Below are 22,562 nucleotides of genomic sequence, written 5' to 3'. Positions count from 1 at the left end.
TCCCCGAATCAACATTTGCCTCAAAAGTCATATTGCCAGAACGTAAACGACGGGCCGCAGCCCGTCGCACTTCTCAAAAGAGAATTTTGTGCACTCAAAGGTGCTTGTTAACGGGTGGCCTACGATCTCCAAGCGGCTAAGCTTATAGGCACCCAAAAGTGATCATATTAGACAGCGCAGATATTGCAAGCCCGCTAAGTGATTAAACAATGATAAAACTATCACACTTTGAAAGCCGATTTAATTCAAAGGTGGGCGTTTGATCCCAAGGAATCAACCAATATCCATGTTGGAACAAACATCTTGTCAGATTTGACTTTTCGAAGATTCGGCTTCTCGTATAGGATTGATTGCTGGATAAGTTTTGTAGTCAGATTTCGGGGAGGGGTATGACTTCCAACAGTATTCAGTGTTCCTACACGCTTGGCCTCGATCTAGGAACCAATTCTATAGGGTGGTGTGCTGTCGAAACTGACGCAAATGGCGAGCCTCGTGGCGTGCTCGATGCTGGGGTGCGTATTTTGACACCCAATGAGGAGGCCGGTCGTGATCCCCAGTCGAAAAACTCTTTAGCAGCAAAACGCCGACAAGCGCGAGCTATGCGACGTCGGCGTGACCGGTTCCTGCGACGACAGAATTCATTGATGAGGACCTTGATCGCAGCGGGGCTGATGCCGCCGAACGAGATTGAGCGCAAAGCATTGGAACGGATGGATCCATACTGGTTACGCGCTGCCGCATTGGAAAGGCCGCTCGCGTTGCACGAGATAGGTAGGGCGATTTTTCATCTGAACCGCCGCCGCGGCTTTCTATCCAACCGGATTGTGGATGCAGACGATGCCGAAGGCGGTGCCACGAAGCAGGGGATCACTAATCTCTCTGCGGCGCTCAAGGCTGCGAATGCGCGTACGCTGGGTGAGTTTTTGGCCCACCGCCACGCTCGCGACAAGTACGGCTATCGGGTCGATGCTCAGGGTGCTCGGATCGGTAAATCGCATGGCAATGATTGCTCGCCGCCCGTAGGGGGGGGCGTGCGGTTTCGCCCCACCGCAGATGGAGCCAAGGTACTTTATGATTTTTATCCCACCCGAGCCATGATCGAGCACGAGTTGGATGAAATCTGGAAGGTGCAATCGCGGTATCATCGCGAATTGACAGATGCACTGCTGTCGAGACTGAAGCGGATTATCATCGCCCAACGACCCTTGAAGAAGCCGGCAGTAGGACGGTGTACTTTTCGACCGAGCAGCGAAAGGGCGATGGCGGGTGCTGTAGAAGTCGATCTCGGCGAACGAGCACCCCGTGCCCTGCCGCTGTTTCAGCGTTTCCGTATCCTTTCAGAGTTGGCGAATCTGGAAGTCGAGCGTCCAGGCCGCCCTGCGCGCCGGCTTTCCCTGCAGGAGCGCGATGCGTTGGCCAATTTGCTGGCTGCGCGCTCTTCTACAGTCGCATTCGAGAAAATGCGACAAGCGCTCAAACTACCGAACGATGCCATGTTCAATCTTGAGCGCGGCGGCCGTAAAGGGCTTGATGTGGACAGGACAGCCGCGGCGCTTGGAAAACGCGATATCTTCGGCGCTTTCTGGCGAGGCCTGCCGCGTGATCGCCAAACAGATATTGTCGAGAATCTGCTCGCGGAGCCGGACGAGGATATTTTGGTTACTTGGCTAATGGAGGAGTTCGGCCTTGAGGAGAAGGCAGCCACTGCTGCGGGTTCGGTGCGCCTACCGCAGGGTCATGGTCACATAGGCCGTTCGTTGCTTTCCGATATTGTCAAGGAAATGGAAAGCGGTAGCCTTGAAACAGAGGATCCGTTGACCGGCGAAATCTATCTGCGCCCATTGACATATGACGAGGCGGTTGCTCGTCTCGATTTACACCATTCCGACCTAAAGGCTGGCTGCTTTGCTCGTCTGCCCTATTATGGGGAGGCCATGGCCCGCCATGTGATCTCCAACCCCGATGCACCTGAGAGTAGCCAAGAGCGTATCGGCCGCGTACCAAATCCAACGGTACACATTGCGCTAAACCAAATGCGAACCGTTGTTAACGCGCTGATTGAGACATATGGCAAGCCGGCGAAAATTCATATCGAGCTGGCACGCGAGTTGAAGCAGAATCACCGGCAGAAACAGGAAGCAATTCGTCGCAACCGCGAGAATGAGGCAGCGAACCAGCGCCGCAACGAAGAACTGCGAACGCTCGGTTTCGCCGATACCTACAGCAACCGCTTGCTGCTTAGGCTCTACGAAGAACTTCCAGCGGACGAACGTGTCTGCGTCTATTCTGGAACACCGATTTCCAAGGAAATGTTGTTTTCCGGTGCGGTTGATATTGATCACATACTGCCGCGTTCAAAGACGTTGGACGATAGCTTTGCCAACAAGGTATTGTGCACACGTGAGATGAATCGAATCAAGGGGAACCGGTCACCTGCCGATGTCTGGACGGGAGATCGCTTGCAAGATGTAGTCGAGCGTGCATGGCGACTGTTTCCTAGAAAGGCTTGGAGATTCCAGCCAGATGCGCTGGACAAATTCACGTCGGGAGGTGACTTTATTGCTCGCCATCTTACAGATTCCCAGCACATTGCGCGTCTCGCCAAGGAGTATCTTGGCCACCTCTACGGTGAGGATCGCAACAGACGTGTCTTTGCTATCCCGGGCCGTTTGACCGCAATGCTGCGCGCCATGTGGGGTTTGAACGGTTTGCTCGGCGACCATAATAGGGCAATTGCCGATGGTGAGCTGGCAAAAAGTCGTGATGATCATCGCCACCACGCTGTCGACGCCTTTGTTATCGCCTGCACGAACCGCGCAATTCTGCAAAGGGTCGCTACTGCGGTGGGCCGTGCCGAGGCGTTTAATCTTGGTCGTTGGGCCGAGAAGGGCGAGTTCCCGGAGCCATTCGAAGGCTACCGCGTTACATTGCGCGACAGGCTAGATATGATGGTGATCTCACATAAACCTGATCATGGCCTACCCCCCGGAGCAAGCGGCAATTCCCATGTTACCTCAGGCCAGTTGCACGAAGAGACGGCCTATGGCGCTGTGCATGAAGAGATTCGTGGAAAAATTATGAATCTCGTTACCCGCAAGCCAATTGCCGCTTTAAGCGAACGAGAGATTGGACAAGTGCGTGACCTCAAACTCCGCGAAGCTCTAGAGGAAGTCGCTTATGATGCGAAACGGGACGGGATCAGACTGACCGATGCGTTGGCGAATTTCGGCGAGCAGAATGGCATTCGCCGCGTTCGTGTGCTGAAGACGGAAAAATACACAATAAATTTGAGCCATGGAAAGGGGCGCTTTCACAAAACCTACGTGCCAGGTGCCAATCACTGTATTGAGATTTTCTCGACCCCTGAAGGTAAGTGGTGCGGCGAAGGAGTTTCGGTCTTTGACGCCAACCGAAAGGACTTCACTCCTGCTTGGAGAGTGCAGTCCAATGACGCTCGGCTGGTCATGCGTCTACACAAGGGCGACACTATTGAAGCGAACTTTGGCGATGGGCGACGTTATTACGTCGTGCGCAAACTCTCGCCTGCCAACAATCGCATCGAGTTCGTTCCTCATCTCTATGCGGGAAAGCTTGGGCCTGGCGACTATATGCAAGCCGCCTTTTCAAAGTTGCAGAAGGCTGGTGCGCGGCTGGTACGTGTGGATCCTATCGGCCGTATAATCCCCGTCGGCAGGGGGTAGGGATGATCGGTCGGTTGGTAGAGATATCCGAGGACGGGCGCCACTTGGCCCGGCATCGCGGTTTTCTGACGGTCAATGCGGATGGTTCGGAAGTTGGCCGTGTCCCGCTTGACAACATTGCCGCAGTGATCGCCTCAGCCCACGGCATCACTTACTCCAACAACCTATTGATTGCGTTGGTTGAACGCGGTACGCCGTTGATTGTTTGCGGGGCCAACCACCGGCCCGCGGGCGTGCTTTGGACAGTAGACGGGCACCACGAACAGGCCGGCCGCATGGCCGACCAGGCTGCATCCTCCCGGCCATTGAGGAAGCGCCTCTGGGCGCAGCTAGTCGTTGCCAAAATTGAGAGTCAAAAGGCGACTTTGGAGGCCGTTGGAGCACCCCACGAAGGCTTCACGCTGCTGGCACGAAAGGTTCGCTCCGGCGATCCAGAGAATGTCGAGGCTCAAGCGGCCCCGTCGCTATTGGCGTCTCCTTTTTGGCCAAGACTTCCGACGTGATCGCTCAGCAAGCGGTGTAAGCGCCATGCTCAACTACTGTTACACTGTGTTGAGGGCTGGAACAGCGAGGGCCGTTATGGCGGCTGGCCTGCACCCCAGTCTCGGAGTTGCCCATCGTCAGCGTGGCAATGCGTTTGCTCTTGCCGATGATTTAATGGAGCCGTTTCGACCGCTTGCCGACCAGTTGGTTTATAGTCTCTTGTCCAGAGGCAAAACCGATCTGGATCGCAGCACCAAACCAATGCTGGCACGCATCCTAGTCACCGATATGAGAACAAAACAGGGAACAACCCCAGTCGGGCTATGCTTGGAGCGTCTCGCACTTTCGGCGGCGCGGTGCTTTTCCGGCGAAGTTCGCACGCTGGATCTTCCGCAGCGGGTGTCGTCGCTGGAGACGTGAGGGACATCAATGGTTGCGCGGCTGCCGGCATTGAGCGGGTACCGTATGATGTGGTTGTATGTGATGTTCGATTTGCCCGTTAGCACGAAGGCGGAGCGCAAGTCAGCTGCAAAGTTCCGCAATTTCCTGCTGGACGAAGGCTTCGAGATGGCGCAATTCTCAGTTTACTTGCGCTTTGCTACGAGCAAAGAAGCTTGCGAAGTATTTATTGACAAGGTGAGACGTGCGTTGCCGAGAAAGGGCAAGGTGCATATTGTGTCGATCACCGACCGCCAGTATGGCAATGCTCGTATATTCACAGGACAAAACCGTGAACGCAGAGCGGAAAACCCTGACCAACTTGCGCTTTTCTAGGCGAGCATATTGTTTTTTTTGCCCTCCTTGAGAGAAAAAGCCCTAGTTTTTCTAGGGCTTATCTGAGGTCTAGTTTAGCCGCTTGGAGATCGTAGGCCAACCGCAACAACAGATCGCCAACGGCTTTAGCGCCGCGCAGTTTAGCCGCTTGGAGATCGTAGGCCAACCGCAACATGGTCGATGTAATCCGCCCGCGCAAGCTCAGTTTAGCCGCTTGGAGATCGTAGGCCAACCGCAACGCCTTGGGGGCAGAGAGGGCGGCGAGAATGGAGTTTAGCCGCTTGGAGATCGTAGGCCAACCGCAACATATTCGTTATAACCCATGCGAGCCGTAAGAGTTTAGCCGCTTGGAGATCGTAGGCCAACCGCAACCGCTCTGCCTCTTCGGCTTCTGCCAGCTGCAGTTTAGCCGCTTGGAGATCGTAGGCCAACCGCAACGCAGCAAAGGCAACAGAGCAACCTGGAGCGAGTTTAGCCGCTTGGAGATCGTAGGCCAACCGCAACTAGGGCGTAACGAGAGGACAGAGAGATGCCAGTTTAGCCGCTTGGAGATCGTAGGCCAACCGCAACCCCAGCAAGGGAGAGGGAGAATGAAGAGGAAGTTTAGCCGCTTGGAGATCGTAGGCCAACCGCAACCACTGCTGCCAGAGATCATCCCCGGTGCAAAGTTTAGCCGCTTGGAGATCGTAGGCCAACCGCAACAGAGCTTCTTAGACCACAACTGTATGCGAGAGTTTAGCCACTTGGAGATTGTTGGCCAACCGTAAACATTACCACAACCGCTCCATTTCAGCGGCGAAATCGGATGGCAATACTGTCATTGAGTGTCGTGATTTGCGATCTTGCTCCATCTTAATGCAGGCAAGTCTCTATAAGGGTCTTATAGAGGTTTGCCCGCATTAAATTTGTGCAGTTCATATGCCATATTACCGTATGGATTCAATCAAAGACCAGCCTTGTAGTGCTCCCCACTGTGTTCGGGTTGGCAAGGGGCGTTACTGTGCCTATCACCGTTCCTTGGTTCGCCATTATGGAGCACCTGTCACAGGACCAGGCAAGCAGCTCCTTGTCGTCCATCAACGCTATCTGAGGAAAGTTCTAGGGCCACAGATAGGGACCGACGAAGAGGTACAAGGACTGCTTCAGAAGATCGCTGAGAGTGCCTTCGAACCTCGTCCCATCCACTTCCAGGACACCAGGGGGCGCATCCGTAGGGCGGCCTATGAAGCCGCTGTGGGGCAGGTAGAGAGGATCCGGCAGTGTTACCCTGGGGAGAACAATAGGGGACTGGCAGAGCGGCTCTGGTGGGCATTTCTGACGGTCCAGTTTGTCGAGCTGAACGATGTCTTCCTCCACCAGGACAGACACCACTTCTGGACGTCTGTGGTTCGTCTTCTGATTACCGACACCCACCGGAACAAACCATCTTCCCGTTATGCGGAGTATCTTCAGGAAAGACTAAATGCGCTTCTGTCAGTGCCAGCAGCAAGATGGTGCTCCAAGGTTGAACTGTAGGAGTGGGGACCGGATCCGCGTCTGTTTCGCTGACGAAGCCTGACAAAGACAGACAGGGGCGTGAAAACGAAAGTGGGGACTCCGAACTAGCAGAAAAATCTGAAGCGCCAACGTAAGAAGGGAGGCAGCAGTTCTCCCCCCGGGTACCCTTAGGCTACTTCTGAAGAAGCAATAGGCCGTCACACTGGTGTCACACCTGGGAAGTTCAAAATGTGACACGGGGCTTGACGACAGAGCCGACAAGATTCACGATAAAGTCGTTAAAGGATTGATTTATAGGGATTTATCTCGGGAAAAGTGGTGCCCAGAGGCGGATTCGAACCACCGACACGCGGATTTTCAGTCCGCTGCTCTACCAACTGAGCTATCTGGGCAAACCCTGCTTCACTATGCCGTCGCAGAGGTTCCTGCTGGTCATGGCGGGGTTGGTTCTCCACCGGAAGCGCGTGGGTTATAGCACGAGATTTTCCGCTGACAAGCGCCCTTCGGTCGATTTGCAGGGACTTTTTTCAAAACCCGCGCGAACCGTCATGTTCGCCACGAAAGAAGGCGCTTTTCAAGCTTGCCGATCAGCCACGCAATGATGAGGCCGATAACCGAGAGGAGCGCCACGCCGGCGATGAGCTGGTCGAGGGCAAAAAGCGCGCCGGCCATGAGGATATAGGCCCCGACGCCGAACTCGGCGCCGATCATCTCGGCCGCCACAAGCAGAACGATGGCGATGGAAGCGGAGATGCGGAAGCCCGACAGGATGGCTGGCATCGCTCCCGGCACGATGATCTTGCGCACGATGGATAGCCACGACATGCCGAAGGACTGGCCCATACGGATGAGATTACGGTCCACATTGTCGACCCCGCCATAGGTGGCGATCACGGTGGGGAAGAACGTGCCGAACAGGATGGTTGCCACTTTGGAGCCCTCGCCAATGCCGAACCAGATGATGAAGAGCGGCAGAAGCGCGATCTTCGGCACTGGAAAAAGCGCGGAGACCAGCGGCAGGAGCCCGGCGCGGGCAAGCGAGAAAAGGCCGATAAAGAGGCCGACCGCGATGCCAAGCAGGCTGCCCAGCGTCCAGCCGACGATCAGGCGGTAAAGGCTGGCGCCCAGATGCTTCCACAACATGCCGGTCTGGAAGAGATCAACCAGCGCACCGAACGCCTCGGAAGGGGCAGGCAGCGCAATCGCGCTGATGAAGCCCGAACGCGAGCCCAGCTCCCAGACCGCCAGAATGGCGAGAAAGACAATCGGCGCCACGGGACCGAGCGAGCGGTGGACGAAACCGCCGCCCCGGAAAGGGACCGGGCGCTGACCGCTTGCTTTGGAAATATCGGCGGCGGCGACAGGCACGTCGCGCGTGGCATCATGCGACATCGGAAATCTCCCGGTCGGCTTCGCGCGCTTCCTCACGCATGATCTCCCAGACGCGGCGCTGAAGGGTTTCGAGCTCTGCCAGCCGGTCGGCACGCTCGGCAAGTGGTATGTCGATCTCCACCACATCGCGGATGCGACCGGGACGGCGTGACAGAACGATGATGCGGCTGCCCAGACGCACGGCCTCGTTGAGATTGTGCGTCACATAGCAGGCGGAAAACCGCTCGCGGGTCCACAACGCCACGAGATCGTCCATCAGGAGTTCGCGGGTCTGGCTGTCCAGCGCCGAAAGCGGTTCGTCCATCAGCATGATGGCCGGCTTGACGGCGAGCGCGCGGGCGATGGCCACGCGCTGCTTCATGCCGCCGGAAAGCTGGCGCGGGAGGGCTTTTGCAAAATCGGACAGATTGGTGCGGGCGAGCACATCGTAGATGATGGCCCGCCGTTTGACCGCGGCGATGCCGTGATCTTCCAGCACGAGGCTGACATTGCCTTCCACGCTGCGCCAGGGAAGAAGGGCGAAATCCTGAAAGATGTAGGTGAGTGGATTGAGTGAGCCCTCAGGCTCCGGGCCGGAAAGAAGCGCCTGCCCCTGATCCGGTTTTTCCAGCCCGCCTGCGATGCGCAGCAGTGTAGACTTGCCGCAACCCGACGGGCCGACGATGCAGACGATTTCTCCATCCTCCACCGTGAGCGAGATGTCGTCGAGGACGGTCCGGCCGCCATAGTGATGGGTAACGTTCTTGAGAAGAAGCTGCATCGGCTCAAAGAATACCGCCCCGGTTGGGGCCGGGGCGGTTTCGCTGTTAGCGGGTTTCCACGAAGCTGGTGTCGACCAGCTTTTCCATCGTCACGCCATCGGGCACGAGGCCTTCCGACTTGAACCATTCGAGCTGATCCTCGACGCTCGCCACGCTCAGCGCCGCACCTTCATTGATGCGCATGGCGCCGGCACGAATGCGCGGATCGGCCTTTTCGATCGGCTGGTCGGAATAGACATATTTGTGGATCATCGCCACGATGGCCGCCGTGTCTTCCTCGCTCATGGTTTTGTCGACGAGGGCGGCGTTGTAGTCGCTGATGCCCTCGGAAAGGCCGGCGAGGAAGCGCTCGACCAGATCCTTCTTTTCGGTTGCGTTCCTTGTCGAGGTGAAGACCGTGGTGACCTGGTAATTGTCGATATAGTCGGAGACCTTGCCGATCTCCACGACTGCATCGCCTTTTGTCAATGCGCCCGCGATGTTTGGCACGATGGACCAGGCGTCGATCTGACCGCTCTTGAGCGACGCGATCACGGCCGGCACCTTCTGCAGCGGCTTCACCTGGATTTCCGCGCGGTCGAAACCCTCCTTGTCGGCGATCTTGTGCGCCATGTAGTGGAAGGAGGAACCGGTGGTGGTGATGCCGTAGGTGTGACCCTTGAGGTCGGCGGGTGTCTTCACGCCGGCGTCGTATGCGGCCTTCGAGGCGAGGATCTTCTGGCCCTCGACATCCGGCGTCTCCTGCAGCGCGCCGCCGATGACCTTGATCACGCCTTTGTCGGCGAGGCTGATGAGGCCACCGGAAATGGCCGTCATGCCGAAATCGACGTCACCCGATGCGATGGCGACTGCCATGGGCTGCGCGGCCTGAAATGACACGAACTCGACATCCAGATCCTGCGCATCGAAATAGCCTTTTGCCTCGGCAATGATGCTGGGCGAATGGGATGTGAACGACAGAATGCCGACATTGATCTTGTCTGCGGCCTGCGACGGCAGCGCAAATCCGGAAAACGCGGCGGAAAGGGCTAGTGCGCCGAGCGCACGGCGGGTGATGGCAGTCATGGGGACCTCTCGGAATGTCTTTGGCCAATGCTATTTGCACAGGCGAGGGACCTGAGCAAGCAAATGCGGCGTCAAAAAGGTCGAAAGGTTTTGTAAAACTGTTTTATATCAAAGTGTTATGTGTGAATGGCGGGGCGTGGCGGGCAAAGCCTCCGCCTGCCCCTAAAGTCGCGCGTCCATCTCGGCGCGGATGCGTTTTGCTGCTTCCTCTTTCACCGGGCCGTAGCCGCGTATCTGCATCGGCAATGCAAGGGTCTCTGCCAGTTCTGCCGCATTGCCGGCATCGAGTTGCGCAAGCGCTTTTTCCACATGCGTCTCGTACCAGCCGATCAGGTCGCGTTCCATGCGCCGCTCGGCGGTGTAGCCGAACGGGTCGAAGGCTGTGCCGCGCAGACGTTTCATACGGGCGAGCATGCGGAAGGGGAGGCGCACCCAGGGGCCGAATTGACGCTTGAGCGGACGCCCGCGCGCATCCGTGCCAGAAGCGAGGAAGGGCGGGGCGAGGTGGTGCACGATGCGATAATCGCCCTCGAACTCGTCTGCGATGCGCGACGAAAACCCCGTTTCAGTGTGTAGACGGGCGACCTCGTACTCGTCCTTGTAGGCCATCAGTTTGAAGAGAGAACGGGCGACCGCCCGGCTGACAGTTTCGCCGCCAAGCGGAGCCTCGGCATTGCGCACGCGATCCACCAGACGGCGGTAACGCGCGGCATAGGCAGCATCCTGATAGTCGGTCAGGAAGGCCTCGCGGCGGGTGACGATCTCGTCGAGGGCTCCATCGGTCTGCGGCTTCGGGTCGAGCAGGCTCTTCAGCGCGTCCGGCTTTTCCGCCGCCAGCCGGCCGATGAGGAAGGCCCGGTGGTTCTTCTCGATGGCGACACCGTTGAGCACGATGGCCTGGGTGAGCGCGTTGAGCGAGACCGGCACAAGGCCCTTCTGCCAGGCGAAGCCGAGCATCATCACATTGGCGAACACCGTGTCGCCCATGAGCTTTTCGGAAAGGCGGTTGGCATCTATGGCGGCAAGGCCATCCGTGCCCGTCACGCCTTCAATGGCGGCAAGCCGCTGGTCCACATCAAGGCTCGCATCGCGCTTGCGCACGATGTCGCCGGTGGGCATCTCGGCAAGGTTCACGACCGCGCGCATGCCGGGGCGATAGCTGGCCGACGCCTTGGGCGAGGACGACACGACAATGTCGCAGCCGATCAACGCATCCGCAGCGCCCCGATCGATGCGCACCTGATGAATGGCATCGGGTGAGGATGCCAGCCGGACATAGGAGAGCACCGGCCCGAACTTTTGGGCAAAGCCGGTGAAATCAAGCACGCTGGAACCGCGTCCCTCCAGATGCGCGGCCATGGTGATGAGCGCGCCGACGGTGACCACACCGGTGCCGCCCACGCCCGTGATCATCAGGTCGAAGGGTGTGTCGAGTGCCGGAAGCTCGGGATCGGGGAGGTCGGCGGCGAGTTGCGCGAGGTCGAGCTCCATGCCTGAACGCTTCTTGCGGGTGGCGCCTTCGACGGTGACGAAGCTCGGGCAAAAGCCGTTCACGCAGGAAAAGTCCTTGTTGCAGGACGACTGGTTGATCTTGCGCTTGGTGCCGAACTCGGTTTCGAGCGGTTCGACGGAGAGGCAGTTGGACTCCACCGAACAGTCACCACAGCCCTCGCAGACGAGATCGTTGATGACGACGAATTTCTTCGGGTCTTCCATCTGGCCGCGCTTGCGGCGGCGGCGCTTCTCTGTCGCGCAGGTCTGCTCATAGATGAGAACCGAGACGCCCTTCACCTCGCGCAATTCGCGCTGGACGGCATCGAGCTCGCGGCGGTGATGGATGGTTGTGCCGGCGGGTAACTCGCCGGGCTGGAACTTTTCCGGCGTGTCGGAAACGAGCGCAATGCGCTCCACGCCTTCCGCGCGCGAGGAATGCGCGATGGCCTGCACACTGACGGGACCATCCACCGGCTGGCCGCCGGTCATGGCGACGGCGTCGTTGTAAAGTATCTTGAAGGTGATGTTGGCCTTTGCGGCAATCGCCTGCCTGACGGCCATGGAACCGGAATGATACCACGTGCCTTCGCCGAGATTCTGGAAGACGTGGTTTTTGCCGGTAAAGAGCGAGGAGGCTGCCCAGTTCACGCCCTCACCACCCATCTGGATCAGCGATGTGGTGTCGCGGTCCATCCAGCTTGCCATGAAATGACAGCCGATGCCGGCCAGTGCCTGTGAACCCTCCGGCACCTTGGTGGATGTGTTGTGCGGGCAGCCGGAGCAGAAATAAGGCGTGCGGGTCGCGCCTTCCACCTGGAGCGAGATGGCCGGTGCGGCGAGGATCTTCTCCGCGCGTTCCACAAAACCGTTGCCGGGGAAGATGCCTTCCAGCCGCCTTGCGACGATGGGCAGCAGCAGGCGCGGCGAAAGCTCGCCGGTCCATGGCACGAGCCGTTCGCCATTCTCGTCGCGCTTGCCCACCATGGCGTGCGGCTTGTGACCGGGCCAGTCGTAGAAGTACTCCTTGAACTGGCTTTCGACGATGCCGCGCTTTTCCTCGATAACGAGAACTTCCTGCTTGTCCTTCACGAAGTCGAGTGCTGCGCGGCGGGCAAGCGGCCACACCATGCCGACCTTGTAAATGTCGATGCCGAGCTTGCGGCACTCGGCCTCGCCTATGCCCAGAAGGCGCAGCGCCTCCATCAGGTCGAGATGGGCCCTTGCCGGTGGTGACGATGCCGAAACGGGCATCCTTCACATCATAGATGTGGCGGTCGATGGGATTAGCTTCGGCAAACGCCAGCACCGCGTGCTTCTTCGCCTCCATGCGCTCCTCGATCTGCGGGCCGGGAAGATCGGGCCAGCGATAGTGGAGGCCGCCGGGTGGCGGCGTGAAATCCGGTGTCTCGAAGGTGCGGGGAGTGGGGAGGTCAATTGAAGCTGCCGATTCCACCGTCTCCGAAATGGCCTTGAAGCCGACCCACATGCCCGAGAAGCGCGACAGCGCGTAGCCATATTCGGCGAAGGCCAGATATTCCGACACGCTCGCCGGATTGAGCGTGGGCATGAACCACGCCATGAAGGCCACGTCCGACTGGTGCGGCATGGAGGAGGAGACGCAGCCATGATCGTCGCCGGCAACCACCAGAACGCCGCCATGGGGGGAGGAGCCATAGGCGTTGCCATGCTTCAGCGCATCGCCCGAACGGTCGACGCCGGGGCCCTTGCCGTACCACAGGCCGAAGACGCCCTCGACTTCGCGTTTGGGATTGGTCTCCACCTGCTGGCTGCCGAGCACGGCGGTGGCGGCGAGATCTTCGTTGACGGCGGGGAGGAATTCGATGCGGGCGGCGTCGAGCCGGTCCTTGGCCTTCCATAATTCCAGGTCCAATGCGCCGAGCGGCGACCCGCGATAGCCGGAGATGAAACCTGCCGTGTTGAGGCCGCTCGCGCGGTCGCGGCGCGCCTGATCGAGCACCGCGCGCACGAGCGCCTGCGTGCCGGTCATGAAGACGCGGCCCTTTTCCTGGGTGTAGCGGTCCTCGAGCTGATAGCGCGCGAGTTCGCCGGCCTTGGGCTGGACGGTCATGCAATTCCTCCGGTGCAGACTGGAAGAATTCTAAACCGGCAGGGGTGGAATTTTGTGCCAGATTTGGCGTTTGAAACATGGTTTCTGGTGAAATCATCCGATAATGTCAGGATGAATGAATATTTTTGCAGGAATGCAGACAATGGCTGAAAAACTGACCGAGCAGGACAAGAAGCTTCTGGACGCCCTGCAGGAGAACTGCCGGCTCTCCAACCAGGAGCTGGCGGAGCGGGCGGGCATGTCGGCCTCGGCCTGCTGGCGACGGGTGAAGGCGCTGGAGGAGGCGGGGCTTGTCTCGCAATATGCGGCTCTGCTGGACGTCGAGAAGGCAGGGCTCGGGTTTCAGGCCATCGTGCATGTGTCGCTGACGCGGCATGACCACCGGCATGTGGATACGTTCATCGCCGAAACGCGGCGGCGGCCTGAAGTGCTCGACTGCTACTCCACCACGGGTGAGGCGGATTATCACTTGCGCGTCGTGTGTCGGGACCTCGCCGCCTATAATCGCTTTCTGGAGGATTTCCTGTTCCGCCTGCCGGGCATCGCCAATGTGCGCACCAATCTGATCCTGAAGGATATCAAGAAGAACAGTCCGGTTCCGGTGCAGCTTAAGGCCAATTGACAATCGGCGTTCGGTCACCTCCTTCTCGGTCGCCAAACGAGGAGGAGTTCGAATGACGAATGTGGCGCTTACGGGTCTTGCGCGCGATCTTGAGCAGCGGGCGGAAGAGGGGCGGCCGGTGCGTATCGGCCTGATCGGCTGCGGCGAGATGGGCACCGACATCGTCACGCAGGTGGCGCGCATGAAGGGCATCGAGGTGGCCGCCATCGCCGACACGCGACCCGAACGCGCGGCAAAGGCGGTCGAGATTGCCGGGCGTGCTGCCGAGAGCGCGGTGGAAGCGGCAACCTCTGGCGCGATCTCCGACGCGATCCGGGCAGGAAAAACCGCGCTTTGCGGCGATTCGCTAATGGTGGCGCAGAACGACCTGGTGGACGTGGTCATCGACGCCACGGGCAAGCCGGCGGTGGGCGCGGAGATCGGGCTTTCGGCGATGGAAGCGGGCAAGCATCTCGTCATGATGAATGTTGAGGCGGATGTGACCATCGGCGCTTATCTGAAGCGCGAAGCGGCGCGGCTGGGCGTCACCTATTCGCTGGGCGCGGGCGATGAGCCCTCTTCCTGCATGGAGCTGATCGAGTTTGTCTCGGCCATGGGGCACGACATCGTTGCCGCCGGCAAGGGCAAGAACAACCCCCTCAACATCGACGCTGTGCCGGACGACTATGTCGAGGAGGCTGAGCGTCGCAACATGAATGTGCGCATGCTGGTCGAGTTCGTCGACGGCTCCAAGACGATGGTGGAAATGGCGGCCATCGCAAACGCCACGGGCCTGGTACCGGACAAGCCCGGCATGCACGGCCCGGCGGCGAGCCGCGAGGCGCTGTCCACCGTACTTTGCCCGGTCGCCGATGGCGGCGTGCTCTCGAAGAAGGGCTGTGTCGACTTCACGGTCGGCAAGGGAGTGGCGCCGGGCGTGTTCGTGGTGGCGGAGATGGACCATCCGCGCCTGCGCGAACGCATGAACGATCTGAAGCTTGGAGAAGGGCCGTATTACACCTTCTTCCGACCCTATCACCTGACCTCGCTGGAAGTGCCGCTCACCTGCGCGCGCGCCGTGCTTTATGGGAAGGCCGATATGGTGCCGCTCGACCGGCCGGTGGCGGAAGTCTGCGCGGTGGCCAAGAAGGACCTCAACCCCGGCGACCGGCTCGATGCGATCGGCGAATACAGCTATCGCGCCTGGATCATGACGGCGGAAGAGGCGCGCGCGGCAAAGGCCGTGCCATGCGGGCTTCTGGAAGGCGGAACGGTGACGGCGCCGGTGAAGAAGGGCGCGCTTCTGACCCACGCGAATGTCGCGCCCGATGCGGGCTCCCGGCTGGTGGCGCTCAGGGCGCGGCAGGATGCGATGGTGTTCGGCGAAGGGTGATGGCGTGGGGCGCTCGCCCCTCATCCGCCTGCCGGCACCTTCTCCCCGCGTGCGGGGAGAAGGAAGCGCGTCTTAACCGGAAGGAGCGCCACCTTTAATGTCCCCTTCTCCCCGTTTGCGGGGAGAAGGTGAGGATGAGGGGCAAGCGCGAGGGCCTGCGCCGATCCTCTACTTCCCCAATTCAATGGAGCGCTTCTTGGCGGCGTCCACGGCGTCGCTGACCAGATCCAGAAGCCGGTTGTCATCCATGAAAACCGAAAGCGCGGCGGCGGTGGTGCCGTTGGGGCTTGTCACCTGCTCGCGCAGCCTGCCGGGTTCGTCATCGCTTTCCCTGGCCAGAGAGGCCGCACCATAGACGGTCTGCATGGCAAGAAGCTTTGCGGTTTCCGCAGGCAGGCCGGCTTTCTCACCGGCAGCCGTCAGGCATTCGATGAAATGGAAGATGTAAGCCGGGCCGGAACCGGAAACGGCGGTGACGGCGTCCATCAGCTCTTCATTGTCGATCGTGGTGACGGCACCGCTGGTTGCAAGCAGTTCCTCGGCGAAGGCTTTGGCCTCGCCGGTCACATTGCGGTTGGAGAACAGCACCATCATGCCCTTGCCAATGGCGGCCGGCGTGTTGGGCATGCAGCGCATGATCGCGGCATGGCGGCCGAGAATTTCCTCAAACGTGGCCGTGCCGGTGCCGGCCAGAACGCTGACGAATGTGGCCTTGTCGGCAAAACGGGCATAGGTGGGGGCGACATCGCGGATGACCTGCGGCTTGACGGCAAAGACAATCATGTCAGCGCCTGCGGAAAGCTCGTCGACGTTTTCTGCGACCGTGACACCCTGCGCGGCAGCACGGGCGCGCAAACCCTCGTTCGGCTCGATGACGGTTGCGTCCTTCGCGGCCAGCTTGCCCGCCGCGATCCAGCCCTTCAGCATGGCGTAACCCATATTGCCGCAGCCGACGAGGATGACCGATTTGCCCATGAAACTTCTCCCTTGATGACGGCAAAGGAATGCCGCGTGCAGGCGGGAAATGCAATGGGGGAAGAAAGACTATAAGCCCAGCGAGATCAATCTCATCTTGAGCGGATTATGCAACGATTAAGATTTGAGCGACCTTATTATGTCCGACCCTAATGATCTTGTATTCTTTTTATTTCCGGCATCGTTCAATATATCAACACCTATATTTTTAGCTATGTATCTCAAAATTGGCTTTGCCACATCTTCAACGGATCCAGAGTTTTCGACAATTACACTTCCATTTTCAAACTGAGTAATTTTGTATTGCTCAAACACCGCGCTTCCTGTTTCCCGAAGTTTGCGAAGTTGCTCGATCGGTATGCGTGATGATCTAGGCTCGCCCTTAGTTTCTTCTAATACTTTAGAAATGTTTCCTAAGTATATGGTGTAATCACCATTTTTGTTTACTCTATGTGTCGGAAGATTTTCCGATGAGCAGTCTAATATTTCTTCAATCGAAACCTCATCTTCATCAGTGATTAAACGAAGAATCATCACGCGGTCAGCAAGAGAAAATGTGCTTTTTTTAAATGTAACGTGGCTCGAAGTGGTTATTGTTTTAACAGAGATCTTATGACCATCCAAAGATACAACATCATATCCGCGTTGGTTGGTCTGTAGAGCCATTTGGCCTCGGGTAACCATGGCTGCATACAATTCGCCAATTCGCCCGGTTAGATGGTTTAATTCGCCAGGGGCCACTCCCCAAGATATCTCTTTTTCAAACCATTCGAGAGCCTGACCAAGAGATCGAATTATTTGAGTCTGAGAAAGAGTTTGTGACATTCAAAAATTCCATCGTACGATCGTTTCAAATGGTCAGGAAGTTAATTAATAGCATTACATCACTTTTACGAGATGTCGAATATTCATCTTGATAATGTGTTTGCCGAATCAGATCGACACTTAATCTAAATCAAGAAGGGCCGAACCTGCGGCCTGCATCCAATGCCAGACCGCGACCGACGGAGCCGAACATGTCGCCTTCGACAACGGATGCGGCAGGCAGCATGCGCAGGACGTTTTCCCGCAGAAGCGGGATGGCCGACGAGCCGCCGGTGAGGAAGAGGGCGGTGATTTGTTCAGGCGCGATTTCGGCCTGAGCGAGTGTTTCGGAAACGGCCATTTCTACGCGCTCGACGGGGGCGGAAATGGCGTCGTTCAACTGATCGCGTGTGACCGGCAGGTCGAGCGTCTCGTCGGTGAGCGGAAGATTGATGGCGCTCTCGGTTTCGTCCGTCAGAGCGATCTTCGCCCGCTCCACCGCGCCGACCGCCGCATGGCCCTGCCGGCTGGCAACCACGTCGATCATGCGCTCGACCAGATCGGGCCGGGCGGCTTCGTAGCGGATCTGCCGCAAGTCGGTCATTGCCCTGTTGGTGTAGAGCATGTGAATGCGCTGCCAGGTGGCCAGGTCGTTGAAATAACCCGCCGGCAGAAAGCGCTTGCCGTCCTTCGTCTGCGTGCGATAGCCGAATTCCGGCATCAGGCGGGCGAGGCTCAAAAGCCGGTCGAAATCCGTTCCGCCGATATGCACGCCGTGGTTTGCCAGAATATCGTCCTTGCGGTCCGCCCGTTTCGCACGGTCGGAGGAAACGCGGACAATGGAAAAATCGGACGTGCCGCCGCCGATATCGACGATGAGCGCGAGTTCTTCGCGGCCAACCTGCTGCTCATAATCGAGGGCGGCGGCAATGGGTTCGAACTGAAATTCGATATTGGCGAAGCCGCGCCTGCGGGCAGCATTCTCCAGCTCGCCCTGCGCGCGTCTGTCGGCTTCCGGATTGTCATCGACAAACTGCACGGGACGTCCAAGCACGATGTTGTCGACCGGACCGCCGAGATGGTTTTCCAGATTTTCTTTCAGAAAATGCAGAAATGAGCCGATAATGTCGGAGAAAGCGATGGAATGTGCCTTGATGCGCGTTTTCTCGTGAATGAGGGATGAGCCCAGAACACTCTTGAGCGCGCGCAGGAGGCGGCCCTCCACATTCTCCGTATAGCGGCTGACGGCGCTGCGCCCGAAATAGGTGCAGTCGTCCTCGAAACTGAAGAAAATGGCGCTCGGCATGGTGACCTCGCCTGCTTCGAGCGCAATGAGGCGGGGTGCGCCGTTCTCCATGAAGCCCACTGTGGAATTCGACGTGCCGAAGTCGATGCCGCCGCTGTGCGCTCGCATGGGGATGGTCCTTGCCGGAATGTGGTTCGCCTGGGGGAGGGGAGCGATACACAATCGGCGTTGGGAAGTCGACCGTCTGAGCGGTTAATTCTTCTCCGGCTCGCGGTATTGTTCATTGGCATAGCCGAACTCGGCCATGACGCGGCCGAGCCCGACATAAACGGGATACATGGCGATCGAGACGGAGCCCGTCGCGGCAAGGCGGAGCGCACCGCGAAACGGCGAGGCGGCAAGCAGCACGAGGCTCTTTAGAAAGACACGCAGCTTGCCAAACCCCTGATCTCGCCGCTTCTTCTTCTCGACAAGCGTGGAGATGACGCCATTGCGCAGCGCACGGGCGCGAATCCAGTCCCGTTCGACGCGGCGTTCGGGCACGATCTCCTGTGTCTCGGCCTCGGCGGACCAGGCAAGGCGGAAGCCCTTCTGACTGGCGCGGCTGAGAAAATCGGAATCCCCGCCACCCATGAAGTTGAAGCGCAGGTCGAGGAACGGGCGCGGCATCGCCTCCAGAACCCGCCGCGACACGAGCAGATTGCCGGATGAGTAAAGCGCCGGGACAGAGCCCGTCTCATCATAGGGTGGAGCGAAGACCGGATGAGACGCCCAGCGTTCATGCGCGGGTTTCGCGAATACGGGCACTTGTGGGCCACCGACGATGTCGGCCTCAAAGCGCTCGGCGGTGGAACAGAGGTTTTCCAGCCAGTGCGGGGAAGCCAGTTCATCATCGTCGATGACGGCGAGGTGGCGAAAGTTCGGAAATTCGGCGAGGGCGGTTTCCCAGCCGGCATTATAGGCACAGCAATTGCCCCGCCTGTGGGCGATGATCACGAGTCCGTTGAAGGTTCCGTCTTCGAACAGGGGGGCGGTTGCGATTGCGCCTGCGCGCTCCTCGGCTTCGTTTTCCATCACGATGATCGCGAAGCGCCGCTCGGTGATCTGAGATGAGAGGGAATGCAGCGTTTTCAGAAGTTGATCGGGACGCTTGAATGTGGGAACGGTCACGACACATTCGATCGCCTCGGCGTTCAGCGTTGGCGTGCGCGCAAAGATTGAAACTGACATTTCTGGTTCGGCTTCCGTCACGATCCCGCCTTCAACTCTTTCGAGGAGCTTTATAAGCGATGTTGCCCATTAAGGCGGCGTTAAATACGGCAAGTATTTTCCACACCGAAAACCGCAATCTACCTGACGAAACCTCTTACGGTTGTGTCTCCTTAATCAAGAGTTCACTGCTGTTTGAAAAAACAAGCCAAACAGGATTCCTGCATGCATCTGGTCTTTGCGACATCGATTGTTCCCGGCGGAACGCCCAAGAGCGGTTACGAGATTGCCAATGCGGCAATTCTGGGCGCGCTTTCGCGTGCCGGTTGCCGGGTCACCATCATGGGATTCGCATGGGCAGGACGGGAGCGGGACGTCAAATGCGATGACATGATCGTGCTTGGCGAGCTTGATCCGCGGACAGAAGGCGCCAGTGGTCTGACGAAGCTGCGCTGGCTGGCGCGTGCGATGATGCGAAACATGACCTTTTCATCGGCCAAGATGCTGATGACCACTCCCGCGACGGTCCGCAGGGCCCTCGAAGGGATTGGCCCTGTCGACGGTGTTGTGTTCAATTCCGTGCAATTTGCCGGGGCGTTTCGTTCAGTCTTTGCAGACAGGCCGAATATCTATGTGGCGCACAATGTCGAGCATCTTTCGGCTGCCCAGAGCGCTGTTGCAGCGCGCAATCCGGTTGAGCGCTTCATGTTCCGGCGTGAGGCGGGCTTGCTCAAGGCGCTGGAAGCGAAGCTTTGTTCCGACGCCCGATTCGTCTTCACCCTTTCGCAGGAAGACCGTGAGCTTCTCATGGTCGACGACGATCGCCGCTCGGCGGTCCTTCCCCTTGTCGCTCACGGGCCTGTGGAAAGCCCCGAGATCAGGCGCGATACGGCGTTCGATGCGACGCTGATCGGCACCTGGAGCTGGGCGCCCAACCGTATCGGGCTCGACTGGTTTCTCGAAAAGGTGGTGCCACACCTTCCTCAGGGGTTTCGGGTGGCTGTCGCCGGAGACGCACCAGAAAGCCTGGCGGGAATTCATCCCCAGATAGCGTTTGTGGGTCGCGTGCCGGATGCGGTAGAGTTCATCCGTAGCGGAAAGGTTGTTCCGCTGGTGAGCCGGGCGGGCACGGGTGTGCAGTTGAAATCCATTGAGACATTTGAACTGGGTTTGCCGAGCGTGGCCACACGCAGTGCCCTGCGGGGCATTTCCCATCAGCCTGCAAACTGCATTGTTGCCGACGAGCCTGAAGAATTTGCCCGGGCGCTGGTACAGGCGGCGGAGAGGCCGGTCGATCTGGATGGTCGGGCTTTTCATGAAGCACAGAAGAAGGCACTGGACAGCGCCATCCTTCATGGCCTTCACGAAGCGGGCTTTGGTGCCAAGGGCACGACGACATGAACCTGGAAGCGCCGACCAGGGCTGGCATCGTGCCGCGCCGGGATATACTGGGCACGGATGTTTCGGTGATCAGCCGCGATGACGCAACGGCCCTGCTGGCAGAAAGCATTGCCGCGCGACATTTCACCCGGGTGACGTTTCTCAACGCGCACAATGCCAATGTGGCGATTGCAAACCGGCAGTTCCGCCAGGCGCTTCCCGGATTTCTCGTGCTTGCCGACGGGGTGGGCGTCGATATCGCCTCGAAGGTGCTTTACGGTGAGGCGTTTCCGGACAATCTCAACGGGACGGACTTCGTGCCCGATTTCTTGAAGAGCCAACCTGGAAAACTGACGGTGGGGCTGCTGGGATCCCGGCGTGAGAACGCTCTGTGTGCTGCGGAAAAGCTGGCGCAGCATGCGCCACAGCATGAGTTTGTCTTTCTCCACGACGGCTATTTCGACGTGCAGCAGGAACAGGCCATTCTGGAAACGCTTAAGGAAAAACGGCCCGACATCGTTCTGGTCGCCATGGGGGTCCCGCGTCAGGAACTCTGGATCGCGGAGAAGCTTGGCCCGGAACACTGCACCGTGCCGATCGCCGTGGGTGCATTGCTTGATTTTCTAAGCGGTGCGGTGCCTCGCGCGCCGGCCTGGATGCGGCGGATGCGGCTTGAGTGGCTGTTTCGCCTCGGACTGGAGCCGCGACGCCTGTGGCGTCGCTATGTGGTGGGCAATCCGCTTTTCCTTCTGCGTGTGCTCGGACAGAGAATTCGAGGCGGGAGAGGCAGAGGATGACGGCCGGAGCGGGGAACGGCGCTGCGCTCGTAACGCCAAGCTATGCCGGGGATTTCGAACGATGCCGGCTTCTTTGCGAGACGATGGACCGGTTCGTCACCGGGTTCGACCGCCATTATCTGCTTGTTGCCAGCCACGATGTCGAGCGATTCCGGGCGCTGGAATCGGACCGTCGCGTTGTTGTCGACGAGCGCGATCTTCTGCCTTCATGGCTTCATGCGGTTCGCGATCCGACAAGCCTGTTCAAGCGGCATGTTTGGCTGAGCACACGGGTCGCACCGCTTCGCGGCTGGCATGTCCAGCAATTGCGCCGGATCGCCTTTGCGCAAATGGCGCAGGAGGAAACGCTGGTCTATTGCGATTCGGACGTGGTGTTTCTGAGGCCATTCGATTGCGCGGACTTCTGGCGCGACGGGCGGATGCGGCTGTACCGGCGCAGTGGTGGCATGCACACACTGAACGACATGGGACACCGGGAATGGGCGACCAATGCGGGGCGTGCTCTCGGATTGCCCCGGGAACAGGTTTCCCATCATGATTACATTACCACGCTGATCGCCTGGCGGCGCGACACGGTGCTTGGCATGCTCCGGCATATCGAGACCGTGCACGACAAACCCTGGATCAACGCCGTGGTGGCCGATCGGCGGTTTTCCGAGTGTATTCTCTACGGTCGTTACGTGGACGAAGTGCTCAAGGGCGAGGGGCATTTCCACGATGATCGTGCTCTTTGCCACATCTACTGGTCCGGGCCGGAACTGGACGCTGCAGCCATGCGGAAATTCATCTCCGGAATGGAGCCCTATCAGGTGGCCATCGGCATACAGTCCTTCACCGAAACGAGCCTGGAACCCCTGCGCGATCTGGTGGGATAGGCTGCTTCACCGGTTGAAGCGCACAA

16 protein-coding genes, 1 tRNA gene, 1 pseudogene and 1 CRISPR repeat array are annotated in these 22,562 nt (G+C 58.9%); of the genes and pseudogenes, 9 read left to right on the top strand and 9 right to left on the bottom strand.

All coding sequences use genetic code 11. From position 1 onward, the window contains the following. The first annotated feature begins 389 nt into the window (after positions 1–389). Genes cas9 through cas2 form a run of 4 tightly spaced genes read left to right on the top strand, consistent with a single transcriptional unit; the run spans position 390 to position 4,958 of the window. Entirely contained in the window at positions 390–3,701 is a 3,312-nt protein-coding gene (cas9, locus tag AB2N04_RS17815) for a type II CRISPR RNA-guided endonuclease Cas9 (protein WP_367715986.1), read from the top strand. A gap of 2 nt (positions 3,702–3,703) precedes the next feature. Further along, positions 3,704–4,204 carry a CRISPR-associated endonuclease Cas1 gene (locus AB2N04_RS17810; protein WP_367715983.1) on the top strand — a complete coding sequence of 167 codons (501 nt, stop codon included), beginning with the start codon at positions 3,704–3,706 and terminating at the stop codon, positions 4,202–4,204. Further along, positions 4,140–4,604 (top strand): type II CRISPR-associated endonuclease Cas1, encoded by a 465-nt coding sequence (cas1, locus tag AB2N04_RS17805; RefSeq protein WP_367715981.1) that lies wholly within the window; start codon positions 4,140–4,142, stop codon positions 4,602–4,604. The genes AB2N04_RS17810 and cas1 overlap by 65 nt, the downstream gene beginning before the upstream one ends. Before the next feature lie 9 nt (positions 4,605–4,613). Beyond that, complete coding sequence (gene cas2, locus AB2N04_RS17800) at positions 4,614–4,958, top strand: CRISPR-associated endonuclease Cas2 (RefSeq protein ID WP_367715979.1); 345 nt, start codon at positions 4,614–4,616, stop codon at positions 4,956–4,958. Between the two features lie 71 nt (positions 4,959–5,029). Next, a CRISPR array of direct repeats spans positions 5,030–5,726; the repeat unit is 36 nt; unit sequence AGTTTAGCCGCTTGGAGATCGTAGGCCAACCGCAAC. Positions 5,727–6,771: 1,045 nt separating this feature from the next. Here cas2 and AB2N04_RS17795 read toward each other — a convergent pair. From AB2N04_RS17795 to AB2N04_RS17775, 5 genes and pseudogenes are all read right to left on the bottom strand, one after another. Then, positions 6,772–6,847: transfer RNA gene (locus AB2N04_RS17795), tRNA-Phe, on the bottom strand. A 154-nt stretch (positions 6,848–7,001) separates the two neighbouring features. After that, positions 7,002–7,847, bottom strand: a complete 846-nt coding sequence (locus AB2N04_RS17790; RefSeq protein WP_367715977.1) for an ABC transporter permease — start codon at positions 7,845–7,847, stop codon at positions 7,002–7,004. After that, positions 7,837–8,607, bottom strand: a complete 771-nt coding sequence (locus AB2N04_RS17785) for an ABC transporter ATP-binding protein (RefSeq protein WP_367715975.1) — start codon at positions 8,605–8,607, stop codon at positions 7,837–7,839. Before AB2N04_RS17785 ends, AB2N04_RS17790 begins: the two co-directional genes overlap by 11 nt. A 46-nt stretch (positions 8,608–8,653) precedes the next feature. Continuing rightward, a complete protein-coding gene (locus tag AB2N04_RS17780) occupies positions 8,654–9,673 on the bottom strand; it encodes an ABC transporter substrate-binding protein (RefSeq protein ID WP_367715973.1) in 1,020 nt (339 codons plus the stop codon). Between the two features lie 162 nt (positions 9,674–9,835). Next, positions 9,836–13,256, bottom strand: a pseudogene (locus AB2N04_RS17775) (indolepyruvate ferredoxin oxidoreductase family protein). A 142-nt stretch (positions 13,257–13,398) separates the two neighbouring features. Here AB2N04_RS17775 and AB2N04_RS17770 point away from each other — a divergent pair. After that, entirely contained in the window at positions 13,399–13,878 is a 480-nt protein-coding gene (locus tag AB2N04_RS17770) for an Lrp/AsnC family transcriptional regulator (RefSeq protein WP_367715971.1), read from the top strand. A gap of 52 nt (positions 13,879–13,930) precedes the next feature. Next, the gene (locus tag AB2N04_RS17765) at positions 13,931–15,250 is read left to right on the top strand and encodes an NAD(P)H-dependent oxidoreductase (protein ID WP_367715969.1); all 1,320 of its coding nucleotides are present in this window, start codon (positions 13,931–13,933) and stop codon (positions 15,248–15,250) included. A 168-nt stretch (positions 15,251–15,418) separates the two neighbouring features. Here AB2N04_RS17765 and proC read toward each other — a convergent pair whose 3' ends face one another. The 4 genes from proC to AB2N04_RS17745 all read right to left on the bottom strand — a co-directional run bounded on the left by proC (position 15,419) and on the right by AB2N04_RS17745 (position 19,505). Further along, positions 15,419–16,225: a pyrroline-5-carboxylate reductase gene (gene proC / locus AB2N04_RS17760; RefSeq protein WP_367715967.1), complete on the bottom strand. Its 807-nt coding sequence runs from the start codon at positions 16,223–16,225 to the stop codon at positions 15,419–15,421. Between the two features lie 117 nt (positions 16,226–16,342). Further along, positions 16,343–17,050: a hypothetical protein gene (locus AB2N04_RS17755; protein ID WP_367715965.1), complete on the bottom strand. Its 708-nt coding sequence runs from the start codon at positions 17,048–17,050 to the stop codon at positions 16,343–16,345. A 130-nt stretch (positions 17,051–17,180) separates the two neighbouring features. After that, complete coding sequence (locus tag AB2N04_RS17750) at positions 17,181–18,443, bottom strand: Hsp70 family protein (protein WP_367715963.1); 1,263 nt, start codon at positions 18,441–18,443, stop codon at positions 17,181–17,183. 84 nt (positions 18,444–18,527) lie between these two features. Next, complete coding sequence (locus AB2N04_RS17745) at positions 18,528–19,505, bottom strand: glycosyltransferase family 2 protein (protein ID WP_367715961.1); 978 nt, start codon at positions 19,503–19,505, stop codon at positions 18,528–18,530. A 204-nt stretch (positions 19,506–19,709) separates the two neighbouring features. Between AB2N04_RS17745 and AB2N04_RS17740 the strand changes: the two genes are divergently transcribed. From AB2N04_RS17740 to AB2N04_RS17730, 3 genes are read left to right on the top strand one after another with little or no spacing between them, the layout of a single operon-like run. Then, the gene (locus AB2N04_RS17740) at positions 19,710–20,885 is read left to right on the top strand and encodes a glycosyltransferase (RefSeq protein WP_367715959.1); all 1,176 of its coding nucleotides are present in this window, start codon (positions 19,710–19,712) and stop codon (positions 20,883–20,885) included. Next, the gene (locus AB2N04_RS17735) at positions 20,882–21,661 is read left to right on the top strand and encodes a WecB/TagA/CpsF family glycosyltransferase (RefSeq protein WP_367715957.1); all 780 of its coding nucleotides are present in this window, start codon (positions 20,882–20,884) and stop codon (positions 21,659–21,661) included. The genes AB2N04_RS17740 and AB2N04_RS17735 overlap by 4 nt, the downstream gene beginning before the upstream one ends. Beyond that, positions 21,658–22,536 (top strand): DUF6492 family protein, encoded by an 879-nt coding sequence (locus tag AB2N04_RS17730; protein WP_367715956.1) that lies wholly within the window; start codon positions 21,658–21,660, stop codon positions 22,534–22,536. Before AB2N04_RS17735 ends, AB2N04_RS17730 begins: the two co-directional genes overlap by 4 nt. Positions 22,537–22,562: the final 26 nt, after the last annotated feature.

The sequence above is a fragment of the Nitratireductor sp. GISD-1A_MAKvit genome (assembly GCF_040819555.1).
In the GTDB taxonomy this organism is placed as follows: domain Bacteria; phylum Pseudomonadota; class Alphaproteobacteria; order Rhizobiales; family Rhizobiaceae; genus Nitratireductor.
This window is presented reverse-complemented; position numbering and strand designations above follow the sequence as displayed.